The 13,296-nt window shown below is 42.2% G+C and carries 12 protein-coding genes and 1 riboswitch; of the genes, 5 read left to right on the forward strand and 7 right to left on the reverse strand.

Annotation, left to right across the window (positions count from 1 at the left end):
• Positions 1–36: 36 nt before the first annotated feature.
• Positions 37–438, reverse strand: coding sequence for a DUF2628 domain-containing protein (locus ABR397_RS08545; RefSeq protein WP_350305365.1), 402 nt, complete (start codon positions 436–438; stop codon positions 37–39).
• Between the two features lie 439 nt (positions 439–877).
• On the opposite strand from ABR397_RS08545, the gene ABR397_RS08550 reads away from it, so the two are divergent.
• From ABR397_RS08550 to ABR397_RS08560, 3 genes are all read left to right on the forward strand, one after another.
• Entirely contained in the window at positions 878–1,591 is a 714-nt protein-coding gene (locus tag ABR397_RS08550; protein ID WP_350305366.1) for a DUF1190 family protein, read from the forward strand.
• A 6-nt stretch (positions 1,592–1,597) separates the two neighbouring features.
• Positions 1,598–2,758, forward strand: coding sequence for a glutathionylspermidine synthase family protein (locus tag ABR397_RS08555; protein ID WP_350305367.1), 1,161 nt, complete (start codon positions 1,598–1,600; stop codon positions 2,756–2,758).
• Between the two features lie 114 nt (positions 2,759–2,872).
• Complete coding sequence (locus ABR397_RS08560) at positions 2,873–3,352, forward strand: Hcp family type VI secretion system effector (RefSeq protein WP_350305368.1); 480 nt, start codon at positions 2,873–2,875, stop codon at positions 3,350–3,352.
• 38 nt (positions 3,353–3,390) lie between these two features.
• On the opposite strand, the gene ABR397_RS08565 is transcribed toward ABR397_RS08560, so the two are convergent.
• From ABR397_RS08565 to ribB, 4 genes are all read right to left on the reverse strand, one after another.
• Positions 3,391–3,738 (reverse strand): hypothetical protein, encoded by a 348-nt coding sequence (locus ABR397_RS08565; protein ID WP_350305369.1) that lies wholly within the window; start codon positions 3,736–3,738, stop codon positions 3,391–3,393.
• 65 nt (positions 3,739–3,803) lie between these two features.
• The gene (locus ABR397_RS08570) at positions 3,804–4,469 is read right to left on the reverse strand and encodes a hypothetical protein (RefSeq protein ID WP_350305370.1); all 666 of its coding nucleotides are present in this window, start codon (positions 4,467–4,469) and stop codon (positions 3,804–3,806) included.
• Positions 4,470–4,895: 426 nt separating this feature from the next.
• Positions 4,896–5,681 (reverse strand): 4,5-DOPA-extradiol-dioxygenase, encoded by a 786-nt coding sequence (gene ygiD / locus ABR397_RS08575; protein ID WP_350305371.1) that lies wholly within the window; start codon positions 5,679–5,681, stop codon positions 4,896–4,898.
• A gap of 194 nt (positions 5,682–5,875) precedes the next feature.
• On the reverse strand, positions 5,876–6,529 hold the full coding sequence (gene ribB, locus ABR397_RS08580; protein WP_350305372.1) for a 3,4-dihydroxy-2-butanone-4-phosphate synthase: 654 nt from the start codon (positions 6,527–6,529) through the stop codon (positions 5,876–5,878).
• Positions 6,530–6,683: 154 nt separating this feature from the next.
• Positions 6,684–6,861: riboswitch (FMN riboswitch) on the reverse strand.
• Positions 6,862–6,996: 135 nt separating this feature from the next.
• Between ribB and ubiK the strand changes: the two genes are divergently transcribed.
• On the forward strand, positions 6,997–7,284 hold the full coding sequence (gene ubiK / locus ABR397_RS08585) for a ubiquinone biosynthesis accessory factor UbiK (protein ID WP_350305373.1): 288 nt from the start codon (positions 6,997–6,999) through the stop codon (positions 7,282–7,284).
• Between the two features lie 397 nt (positions 7,285–7,681).
• On the forward strand, positions 7,682–7,849 hold the full coding sequence (locus ABR397_RS08590) for a hypothetical protein (protein ID WP_350305431.1): 168 nt from the start codon (positions 7,682–7,684) through the stop codon (positions 7,847–7,849).
• A gap of 1,090 nt (positions 7,850–8,939) precedes the next feature.
• Here ABR397_RS08590 and hldE read toward each other — a convergent pair.
• The gene (gene hldE / locus ABR397_RS08595; RefSeq protein WP_350305374.1) at positions 8,940–10,364 is read right to left on the reverse strand and encodes a bifunctional D-glycero-beta-D-manno-heptose-7-phosphate kinase/D-glycero-beta-D-manno-heptose 1-phosphate adenylyltransferase HldE; all 1,425 of its coding nucleotides are present in this window, start codon (positions 10,362–10,364) and stop codon (positions 8,940–8,942) included.
• 84 nt (positions 10,365–10,448) lie between these two features.
• Positions 10,449–13,292 carry a bifunctional [glutamate--ammonia ligase]-adenylyl-L-tyrosine phosphorylase/[glutamate--ammonia-ligase] adenylyltransferase gene (gene glnE / locus ABR397_RS08600; RefSeq protein WP_350305375.1) on the reverse strand — a complete coding sequence of 948 codons (2,844 nt, stop codon included), beginning with the start codon at positions 13,290–13,292 and terminating at the stop codon, positions 10,449–10,451.
• Positions 13,293–13,296 lie beyond the last annotated feature (4 nt).

A 13,296-nucleotide genomic window follows, 5' to 3' on the forward strand; every position in this document is an offset into this window, starting at 1 on the left:
AATACGATATTTGTCTTAATGCAGAAAATATATAAATCAGAAAAATCCTTCAAATGGATTCCAACTCTGGCTATTCACCGTTTCTTTCAGATAATAGGCATAGTTAGCGGTCATTCCCCATATTGCCGCAAAAGCACAACGAACCCCCGTGTCAACGGCAAGAGGAATCTCAATACCCAGAACATCTTCAATGCCCCCTAATAACATCATTATGACAACAGCGATGCCGAATAAAGTCAGATTTTTTCGCCATAAACCTAAAACAAAGAAGTAAATAAAACCAAAAAAGAAGGCGATAAAGTTCATGTTCAACAAGATACGACGCCCAAATGGTTCTACTTTCATGGCAGCTTTATGCTCAGATGCCTGAGGAGCACCGTGCTGTTCAAAGAATGTAAAACGCGCTTGCCATCTTTTTGAATATTGACTTTTATCCATACTACTTAATTCCTTAATTAAAATAGAAAATACAAAACCAATAATATAATAACAATCAGTTACTAATTTAAGATTATATTGCCGAGATTATTTTCTGGCGCTATAACAGCAGATAATATAATTAGTAGATTTATTTACATCATAACGTTACCCATTTAATTATCCTTAATTTACCGGAAGTTATACAAATTACACGGGTAGGATTAATACCACAAAATATCAATTTCAGCACTGATTTTTAAAATTCACATATATATTTCACAACATTGAAACCAGATTTAACGGAATACCAGATAATCAATATCCGGCAGCCGTGTTGTCAGACAAAAAATTAGGTTATCAATTCGAAGGTTTATGCTTTAATTTTGCTCATCTTTCCCCTATCCTTAGAGCTATTTCATTAAAGAATCACAGACACCTAAAATCTGGGTATACGACTATGACAATAAAGCGGACCAAAAATATTAATCACGACACATTCCGTAAGGCTTGGCGCAGTTATCGCCTTGCGCCTGTGGCAATCGCTGTCAGTGCGGTTTTCATGTTATCTGCCTGTGAACAGAGTGATGAAACCGTCTCTCTTTACATGAATGCAGATGACTGTTCTCAGACAAACCCATCACAAAGTGAACAATGTAAGCTGACTTACAACAACGCTTTGAAAGAAGCGGAAAAAACAGCGCCTAAATATGCAACCAAAGAAGACTGTATCGCTGAGTTTGGTGAAGCGCAATGTACTCAAGCTCCGGCACAAGCGGGCCTTGGCAGCAGTGCACCGGATGGCTCCAGCACAGCCGCAAATAGCAATGCACAAGCCCAACAGCAGCAAAGTGGCAGCTTCTGGATGCCTCTGATGGCAGGTTTTATGATGGGGCGTCTGATGGGCGGCGGCGCAGCGCCATCACAACCGCTATTTAGCTCCAAATCTGCCACCAGCCCGGCAAACGGTAAATTTGTTGATGCGACAGGTAAAAGCTATGGCCCTGCTACTGCCGGCGGCCGTTCCATGACGGTTCCTAAAACCGCTATGGCGCCAAAACCCGCCACGACGACAACCATCACCCGCGGCGGCTTCGGTAACTCTGTTGCAAAACAGTCAACCATGCAACGTAGTTCCTCTTCTGGTTCTACTTCACGTTCAATGGGAGGCTAATCACGGATGGAACGCATTGCGATTACTGAGCGCCCGGACTGGCGCGAGAAAGCGACAGAATATGGCTTTAATTTTCACACCATGCATGGTGAACCATACTGGTGTGAAGATGCTTATTACCAATTTTCTCTTGCTCAAATTGAAGAAATCGAGAATACCACTGCCGAGCTGCATCAGATGTGTTTGCAGGTGGTAGAGAAAGTCGTCGATAGTGAAGAGTTGTTGACTAAATTCCAGATCCCAAAACATTGCTGGGATTTTGTCCGCAGTTCCTGGATTACCAGCCAACCGTCACTCTATTCCCGGTTGGATTTGGCTTACGATGGTAAAAGCCCGGCAAAATTGTTGGAAAATAATGCCGATACGCCAACTTCACTGTATGAATCTGCTTTTTTCCAATGGATCTGGTTGGAAGATCAGATGAATGCTGGATTACTACCAGCGCATGCCGATCAATTCAACAGCATGCAAGAACAGCTGATTGAACGTTTTGCTCAGTTGCGTGATGAACATGGTTTTGGTTTATTACACATGACCTGCTGTCAGGATACGCAAGAAGATCGCGGTACTATTCAGTACTTACAGGATTGTGCACTGGAAGCGGGTGTTCCGACTGAATTCTTGTTTATCGAAGAGATCGGTCTGGGTGAGAAAGGCCAGTTTACTGATCTGCAAGACCAGGTGATCAGCAATCTGTTCAAGCTCTACCCTTGGGAGATGATGTTCCGTGAGATTTTCGCCACTAAACTGGAAGATGCCGGTGTTCGCTGGTTAGAACCTGCCTGGAAGAGCATTATCTCTAACAAAGCATTACTGCCAATGTTGTGGAAGATGTTTCCGAATCATCCAAACCTGCTACCCGCTTATTTTGCTGATGATAACCATCCAGCAATGGACAGCTATGTTATTAAGCCGCTGTTCTCTCGGGAAGGAGCGAATATTCGCATCATTGAGAATGGTAAGGAAATTGCCAGTGCTGATGGTCCTTACGGTAAAGAAGGCATGATCGTTCAGCAATTCCATACACTGCCAAAATTCGGTGACAGTTATACGCTGATTGGTAGCTGGCTGGTCAATGATCAACCTTGTGGTATTGGTTTGCGTGAAGACCGTGAACTGATAACCCAGGATTTATCCCGCTTCTATCCGCACATTATTTTGGATTAATATCCAAACAAGGGGGGAATGAGGAAGATAGTAAAAACGCCAAAAATTCCTCCCTTAAATATCCGATGAAAAAACGGTGTACCCTTACAGACTTATAAAAAAAGGATAAATAATATGGCGAACACAATATATTTAACCATCACAGGTAAAAAGCAAGGGCTTATATCCAGCGGTTGTTCTGCCTATGATTCTATCGGTAATAAATATCAAACGGGTCATGAAAATGAAATTTATGTTTATTCATTTGACCATGATATCAGCCGAGAACAGAATGTTAATCACTCACCTATTTCAATCACTAAGCCAATAGACAAATCATCGCCTCTATTAGGCATAGCAATATCAGAAAACGAATCAATAAATTGCAGATTAGATTTCTATAGAACATCAAATAATGGTTCCCAAGAGAAATATTATTCAATTGAAATCATGCATGCATCGATAACCAATATATCCACCCATTATCCCAATTCACTTACCCATAATGATGCACAACCCTATGAGATTATATCCATTGCCTATGGAAATATAACTTGGAAACACCATACCGCAGGTACATCAGGATATAGCATATGGGATGAAAGGGTTAGTTAAAATTAATATTTTGGGGAGAAATCCCCAAATGATTCAGATCATTTTATTTCTTTTGAAAAGATCAATTCTAAACATTCCTTTTTATTAAAAATCACTTTATCCAAGATAAAATATACATCATCTTTTGAGCTATCTTTATATAACAACGAATTGTTTCTTGAGATAAAAAAACCACTTTCATTTATATAATGAACCAGTTCATTATAACTGGAGCTTATATCTTTTAAATCACAGAAATAAATGGTGCTTCTTTGTGGTGATGTTTCATCATTCGGCGAGTATTCGAAAACATAATTTTCTGATACACGGGGAGAATTCCTTATCTCATTATAAGTTAATAAATTATATTTAAAAAAATCTTTCTCACTATAAAATACATTAGGCATTGATAAAAACCACCACCCCCAAAAGATAAGAACGAATAAAAAGAATACGAAAAAAAATAATATCCTCACAACTTAACCTCATAAGAAGCTATTGGCTTTACATGACTTATAACAATATCTTTCTCATAAGAAGAAAAAGGTTTAATCGTATTTAAATAATATGGTAAATTCTTCTTATACGGAAAAGCATTGTTAGGGTATTTCTCCGGATCAGGAAAAATCCAAGGTCTTAATTCTTTATTCTTATACTTACCTACAGGACCGTAATAATCCCATATTTTATATGCATACTCTTTAGATTTGGGTTTTATTAAAGACATATAATCCCTTGGTTGCACTGATTTATAAAAACCTAATAAGTTTGAAATTAAATCTTCACAACTAAACCCACTGTCAGTAATATTTGAAAAAACAAAATTTGACTGTAACTCTTCGAACTCTAACGATACACAATACATCATTGAAAATGCAATGGATTTTTTCACTTCAATAGGCAATCCTTTTTTTACCATCCATTGAGCATGAATTGATGATTTAAAAATATATTTACTCATACCTTGAGAATAATTAACCAGAAAGTACCCTTTCATAAAAGGAGAACTACTTTTCTCAGTAATCAACTGTTCCCATAACATTTTGGAATCATGACCACTAGCATGACCAAGATCTATCCATCCCAAATCCTCCGTATAAATTAATTTGTCATCTTTTATATCTTTTCTAACAGTCATTAACTGATCCACCTATATAATGTTTAGCAATATTAAAATTATAACTACAATTGCTCATCTTTTTTGAAGCTAAAAATCAATATTACAGCTTTCATAGAGCGTATTCTATTAATCTGCTCACGAAACCGATTCTTTTATATAACACAGAAATCCTTGAGATAATGAAATTTTTGGTGGCATCAATACATTTTCACGCAATAGGTAAGCCAAACCCTGCCATATCTGTCACCTAATCATGCTTTAAAAAGCAAAGAATCCAGTTGTTATTAATACCATTCTGAATGGTGAAGGAGAAAATAAAGATGAAGTTTTGGGTTGAGTCAAGATTGCAGCCCTTTCCGCGGACAAGGTGGCGATGATCTCGCCACCGGAAATCCTAACAAAAAGGTAAAAAACTTCAACCAATACAACACAAAAATTGACTGTTTAACCAACCTGCACAGACAACATACCTAATGACCCGGACACAATGCCATCTACAGGAATAGAAACCACCTCTTTTCTATCCCACGTTCCCATGACATACAGCAATGGCAAAAAGTGTTCAGCAGATGGATTGGATAATTGGCCATCTTCTCTGTCCAATGCATGAACCAAAGGGTAAGGCTGCTCATTGCTGGTAAGGTTATCACGCACATAATGGTTAAATGTCTCTGCCCAAGGGTACGGTTCAGCATTAGGTTCCTGCCGTTTCATGGCTCGAAGATTGTGTACCACATTACCACTCCCCAGAATCAACACACCTTCATCTCGCAAAGCAGCCAACTTTTTCCCCAATTCATAGTGATACGTCGCGGGTTTAGCGTCATCTATACTCAACTGCACCACAGGAATATTGGCCTGAGGATACATCTTAATCAGAATACCCCAAGCCCCATGATCTAATCCCCATTGGTGGTGATCGGCATAAACCTCCACAGGTTCCAGTATTTCCTGCACTAAAGCAGCCAGTTCAGGTAATCCCTTAGCCGGATACTGAGTTTCATGCAATTCCCGTGGAAAACCTCGAAAATCATGGATAGTCTTCGGTTGAGTCATGGCGGTTACAGCGGTGCCATTGGTGTACCAATGAGCAGAAATCACCAGAATAGCTCTGGGGACAGGCAGTCTTTCGCCAAGCTCACGCCAGGCGTTGGTATAACGATTTTCTTCCAGTACGTTCATTGGGCTGCCATGACCAACAAACAGAGCTGGCATTCTGGAAATATTCATACAACCTCCCATACCAAATATAGGTAATTTTAATACTTGCAGAGAGATTACGCCTGTCAGACAGGCAAAACAGTGTGCCAAAGGTGATGGAGTTATTCAAAAAAACTGAAAACCACAGCTTGTGCGAACTGTGGTTTTAGTAAATGTATGTGCGTTATAACCGATATTTCAGCCGATTATCAGATAATTACGTTTTAACTGACTTTCAGATCTACTGCCTGACGATAAGCCACCAGATCTTCAATAGTTACCACCGGCATATTATGTAATTTCGCAAATTTTACCACTTCAGGGGTACGAGCCATTGAACCGTCATCATTGGTCAATTCACACAATACACCTGCTGGCTTAAAACCTGCCAAACTAACCAAATCAATTGTCGCTTCAGTATGCCCCTGACGGGCCAGGACACCTCCTGGTTGTGCGCGCAGTGGGAAAACATGGCCCGGACGGTTCAAATCACTCGGCTTCGCATGATCCGCAATCGCTGCACGAATGGTTGTGATACGGTCAGCCGCAGAAACGCCGGTCGTCACACCCTGAGCAGCCTCAATAGTTACAGTAAAAGCCGTCTGGAACGGGCTGGAATTATTGTTCACCATCATGGGCAATTGCAATTGCTGACGGCGGTCCTCTGTCAGACACAAGCAAACAATACCGCTGCCATGACGAATTGTCAGCGCCATTTGCTCTACGGTCATCGTTTCGGCCGCAAAGATAATATCACCTTCATTTTCACGATCTTCATTATCCAGCACCATCACACCGCCGCCATCACGTAAAGCGTCAATAGCGCGTTCAACACGTTCTGATGATGTGCCGTATTCAAAAAGTAGCGTCTGATTCATGGTAAAAAAACCTCGTTAAAATTTATGGATTACCAGAATCAGGGCAGTCTTGAGGAGTTCTCACTATGACACCACATCATAACATTAATATTATTAATATAATGTTCGCATGCCATAGCCGGAACAACAGGCGGGCAAAAAGCCCGACAGATGCCGTTATTCTCTCCCATCCGGACTATAACCGTCGGCTCCAGAGTTACACTGGATCTGCTGACCTCCGATTTATCATAAAGATAACCACAAACGGAGCGCTCGCGGGCTTCACCCAGCCACCCATAAGATGACCCGATGTTTACCGCCGGTGGGGACTTTCACCCCGCCCTGAGATAAGCCAGCAAACTATAACGCTAATATTTACCGGGGGCAATCAACAAAATCAGATGTGAAACCTGGCTCACAGTGGTTTGTGGTTTTACCATCTGGTATTACACTATCGGAGATTATTTATGTCATAAAAAGGATGCATCATGCTTGATCCCAAAAAAATTGAACAAATTGCCCGCCAAATCCAGGATTCCTTACCAAAAGGAGTTAAAGAGTTTGGTGACGATATAGAGAAAAAATTACGGATGATTTTGCAATCCCAGCTTGGCAAACTTGATTTAGTTAACCGCGAAGAATTTGATATTCAAACTCAGGTTCTGCTGCGTACCCGTGAAAAATTAACGGCGATGGAGCAGCGTTTAAATGAATTGGAGGCTAAGCTTGAAGATAAGAATACGCCATCTGCTGATAACACGGTAAAGGAAGAGTAATTGGTAAGTTAATTGCCAATTAACCCCGACACCATTTTATATCATTGCCATTCAATTAAAGGTGATCGTTAAAACGGTCACCGAATTCAGTAATAGAAATATTTAAAGCATATATCTTGACGCTTTTATGATTTTATGATTTTATATTTCTTCCGCATCAGGCGAAAATGTACGGCGATTTTTATTCACTCCATATGATGGGTAGTGATTAATTAACTATTTTTTGTGATTCACATCATATTTTCACATATTCATATGATAAATATCATGATCTTGTAGTCATAAAGTTGCCGTTGTTATCCTCGTCACCCTTGCCATCGCTGCGGCACTGACCGCCATCCTGGCAATCTTGGCGAGTGTGACATTCGCTACCGCCTCATAATGAACGGAGAAAATTATGGAGACTAATGATTACTTTGCCCAATTGAAATCCCAACTGACCTCTTTTCTTTTTATCAATGGCGATGGACTGACTGTGTCCCGTCTGGGTCTCTCGATAACCCTGTTTTTTAAACAGGGCTACACCCGGGAGAAAAAACAACGCATCTTTTACCCTCCCTTTTAAATGATTATGGCAAGTTAGGTAAATGTAAAATAAACGAGGGATAGAATTCCTGATAAATGAATCAAACATAACAGGGAAAACAAAATGGGATCCTGCCCCGCTTTTTATTAAGTTTAATCATTATCGGATATCGTGTTTTACATTTAACGAATGCTTAATCATACCCATTCTTTTATCTTTACTGACGAGGTTAAATAACCAGCGAGAAAGCGTTTAAATACCCCTCTATTCAGATAATATCCTTTCACATGAGGATTCCTTTTCAAATCACTATTTAACGGTTAATGACTTTCGATTAAATCCCATTAACTATCCCGCTGAAAAGTTACATTTACTCAGTTAAATCCGCCATTGATATAAAGGCCTTAACACTTAGGCGTTCACGCTTTTAAATAGTTGTGGTAAGTTAAATCAATATAAAACAAGTGGAGTATCAAATCGCTGACAAATGAATTAAACACAACAGAAAAAGTGGGATCCTGCCCTGAATTTTATAATGGACAGGGTTTAAACTGTTATTAAAAGTCATTTTTTAATTGATGGTTTTAATCGGTATAAAGTTTTAACCATTTTCTTACCCCTTTTAATCCCCGCTTTTTATTAAGTTTAATCATTATCGGATATCGTGTTTTACATTTAACGAATGCTTAATCATACCCATTTTTTATCTTTACTGACGCGGTTGAATAACCGGTGAGAAAGCGTTTAAATACCCCTCTATTCGGATAATGTTCTTTTATGTGAGGATTTTTTAAACTTTCCATTTAATGGTTAATGATTTTTCGATTAAATGCAATTAACTCTCCTTCTGAAAAATTTTACTGAGTTAAATCCACATTTAATATAAAAGCTTTAATACTTCTGCATTCACTCTTTTAAATAATTATGGCAGGTTAGGTAAATGTAAAATAAATGGAGTATCAAATCGCTGATAAATGAATTAAACACAACAGTGTAAAAAAAGTGATGAAATCCCACCCTGCTCTGTTCAAAAAACCATGCCGCTGGAGTGTCGATAGTTCTTCACTCCAATCGGCATGCTTCTGCCAGCGCCTTATTTCCCAGCAAGCTCTGTTTTATAAAGCATTATTCACTGTTTTTTAATCGCTTTAATGATATTGGTTGTTGAAATACCATCTTCAAAGTTCAGCACTTTGACTTCACCACCCGCCGCCCAAACTTCTTCACTACCGGCAATCTCTTCAGGCTTATAGTCTCCACCTTTCACCAATACATCCGGCAGAACATCTGCAATCAAACGGCGGGGCGTATCTTCTTCAAACGGAACAACCCAATCCACAGCCCCCAGCGCCGATAGCACTATCATTCGTTGTTCCAGTGGATTGACAGGACGAGTTTCACCTTTCAACCGCTTAGTTGATGCATCACTGTTAACGGCGACAATCAACCGATCACCCAATTTTCGGGCATTCTCCAGATAAGAGACATGACCGGCATGCAAAATGTCGAAACAACCATTGGTCATCACAATCTTTTCGCCACGCTGGCGAGCATGAGCCACTGCCTGTTTAAGCTGAAATTCGTTCATAACACCGAACCCCGTTTCAGCACGGCCACGAACAGCATTCTCCAATTCAACCGGCGAAATCGTTGAAGTCCCCAATTTGCCAACCACAACACCCGCGGCGGCATTCGCCAGGAAACAGGCTTCATTCAGTGGCTTTCCAGCCGCAATCGCCGTTGCCAACACACCAATCACCGTATCGCCGGCGCCAGTAACATCAAATACTTCCTGCGCCAGTGTTGGTAAATGCAGTGGCGGATGATCAACACTCAGCAAACTCATTCCCTGTTCAGAACGGGTGACCAGTAATGCCTGAAGGTCCAAGCCCTTAACCAGTTTAACGCCCTTCTCAACCAGTTCGTCGTTATCTTTGCAGTGGCCGACTACCGCTTCAAATTCAGACAAATTCGGCGTTAGCAAAGTTGCGCCACGATAGCGCTCAAAGTCACTCCCTTTCGGATCGACTAACACCGGCACGTTAGCATCATTTGCCAGTTTGATCATCTGCTGAACCTGGCTCAACGCGCCTTTGGCGTAGTCAGATAAAATCAATGCGCCGATATGAGGTAACGCCTGTTCAATGCGCTCAAGTATCGGTTGCACATCGACGTTATCGAAACCTTCTTCAAAATCCAAGCGGATTAACTGCTGGTTACGGGAAAGTACCCGCAGTTTGGTAATTGTCGGATGAGTCGGCACAGCAACAAAATCACAACGCACGTTAACACTACTCAGTTTTTCATCCAGCGCACGCGCCGCGTCATCAATCCCTGTCAAACCAACCAAATGTGAATTCGCCCCAAGAGCAGCAATATTCATAGCAACGTTGGCCGCCCCTCCCGGACGTTCCTCAATGGTATTTACTTTTACTACAGGCACCGGGGCTTCCGGTGAAATCCGGCTGGTTGGTCCATACCAATAGCGGTCTAACATCACATCACCGACGACTAAAACTTCTGCACGGTGAAAATCCGGGAGTGTCACTTTCATTCCTTACTCCAAATATCAGATATCAACTGGTGCCAAATATTACCATAAGCCAGTAAAATCCATGCACCAAACCGCTATAACCCGTTATTGTTCACCCAACCACTGTTGCCAGCTATGACCTACCCGCTCCTGCCGATTTTTGAAACAATTGGCCGATACCCGGCTGGAAAGCTCCTGTAACGCCAAATGATGTAATTCATCACGCATGGAAATATAAGCCTGAGTCAATTCAGCGGCTTCATCTTCGTCCATAATTCCATAAGCCGCCATTAACTCAAAAATCCGTACATTATCCGACCAGCGCGTCAGGCGTTCATTTTCAGGGGCGTAGCGCAGTACTAGATACTGTGCAATAAATTCGATATCCGTTACCCCGCCTGGATCAGCTTTAATATCAAATTGCTCTGAATAGCCGCTGCCTAAATGTTTATGCATCTTCTCCCGCATTTCCCTGACTTGCTGACGTAACAAAGCCGGTTCTCGTCGCGTGCATAACGTCTGATGGCGTATCCGCTCAAAATCCTGATGCAAATTTTCATCGCCAAATACCATACGGGCGCGTACCAATGCCTGATGCTCCCAAGTCCACGCTTCATTCTGCTGATAATCAGCAAACGCTCCGATGGTACTGACTAGCATTCCTGATTCTCCCGAAGGTCGCAGGCGGATATCTACGTCATACAACACACCAGAGGAAGTTCGGGCACTGAACAGGTGCATAATGCGTTGAGCAAGACGCAAATAAAATTGCCGGGCATCAATCGACCGATCACCCTCGGTCATGACATCCATCGGGCAATCCAACAGGAAAACCAAGTCAAGATCAGAACTGTAGCCCAGTTCCCATCCCCCCAATTTGCCATAACCAATCACAGCAAATCCCAACCCTTGCCGCTGATTCAGATGTGATGGAATACCATAACGTTTTGCCATTTGCCCCCACGCCTGTTGAACCACCGCCTCAATAATTGCCTCTGCCAAGTAAGTCAGATGATCACTCACTTTCATTACCGGCAACACCCCAGTGATATCCTCCGCCGCAATCCGCAGTAATTGCGCCTGTTTAAACTGGCGAAGAGCCTCCAATTGCTGCTCTTCATCATCTTCAGGTATTCGCAACAAATATTGCCGCAGTTCATCTTTATAAGCATTCAGCGGCAGGGGTCTATACAGAAATTGGGGATCAAGCAGTTCATCCAGCAACAAGGGGTGACGAGCAAGTTGAGTGGCAATCATCGGTGAAGCGGCACACAGCCGGATAACGTGTGTCAGTACCGCTTCCGATTCCAACATCAGTTCCAGATAAGTTGTGCGGCTGACAATGCTCAACAACAGCGGAATAACCCGTTCCAGCACCGTATTGGTATCTTGTCGCAAGCAGACTTTTGCCAACAAACGTGGCATCAGATGATCAAGTACATCACGTCCACGAGGGCCAATGGTTCTTTTTCCCACATCCTGACGGAATATAGCAATGACATGTAATATCTGTTGTGCAATCGATTCATCCAGATGCGGAGCCAGTATGATTAACTCTTCTTTTTCGAGATTTTCCAGCCATAAGCTCTTAAATGGCACATGACCCGCTTCTTCTTCATTGTTATCACTGTTATCACCAATTAATTGCGTGAAAATAACCCGAACAGCGCCCATCTTGCTGTTCAATGCAATCATCAACTTATCCCAGCTTTCAAATCCCATTCCCCACGTTAACCGTGAACGGTTCAGTTCATCTTCCGGCAACGTCTGAGTTTGCTGATCGTTAATTGACTGTAAAAGATTTTCCAGCCGCCGCAAAAAGAGGTAACTGCCAGCAAGTTGTTGCACCTGTGATGACGGCAAAAGTGCCAGTTTTTCTATTACTTGAAGTGTGGGTAACAGAGCCTGAGATTGCAGACACAATTCACGCCCACCACGAATAAGCTGGAATACTTGAGTGATAAATTCAATTTCACGGATACCTCCGGCACCCAGTTTGATATTGTCTTGCAAACCACGGCGACGAACTTCACGTTCAATCATCCCTTTCATGTTTCTCAGGGACTGAATCACGCTAAAATCAATATAACGGCGGAAGATAAACGGCCTTAACATCCGGCGTAATTCTTCGCAATATGATTCGCTGCCAGCGCCCATAATTCGCGCTTTAACCATCGCATAGCGCTCCCAATCACGCCCCTGTTCCTGATAATAATCCTCCAATGCGGCAAAACTGAATACCAGTGGACCGCTGTCGCCAAATGGGCGCAAACGCATATCAACCCGATAAACAAAACCATCCACCGTTTGCTGATCGAGCACTTTGATAAGACGCTGCCCCAGACGGGTAAAAAACTGAGCGTTGTCCATTTCACGGCGGCTACCGCGAGTAATCCCATTTTCAGGATAAGCAAAAATCAGATCAATATCGGAGGAGAAATTCAACTCGCCACCACCCAGTTTCCCCATGCCCAGAATTAACAAGGGTTGTGGTTCGCCTTGGTTATTGCAAGGGGTGCCCCAATCCTGACAACAACGCGGATACAACCAGTCACGAGCGGCAATAATCAGCGTTTCAGCCAACATACTGAGCTGTTGCAACGTCTCCTGAGTCGTACTGATACGCAGCGCTTGTGACCAGGCAATTCTGACCAGAATTTTGTTACGAAACTGACGTAAAACCCGCATCAGGGTATTTTCATTTTCTGCTGATGAAAGTACCTGTTGCAGCCATTCAGCGTATTGATGCCACTCCCGCGCTTGCGGTGGATTCTGGCGGATTTCAGCTAACCATTCAGGGTGAATTTTAAGGTTTTCAGCAACAAAATCACTCAGTGATAACACCGCCTGCTCATGAGGAGCAAAAGCTTCAACATACAAAGCCAGCTCCTGAAAATACTTATTCACACTCGATAACTGAGCCAAAAGCGGGGTTGAAAGTGGCAACATAGAG

The sequence above is a fragment of the Photorhabdus viridis genome (assembly GCF_040256935.1).
In the GTDB taxonomy this organism is placed as follows: Bacteria; Pseudomonadota; Gammaproteobacteria; order Enterobacterales; family Enterobacteriaceae; genus Photorhabdus; species Photorhabdus viridis.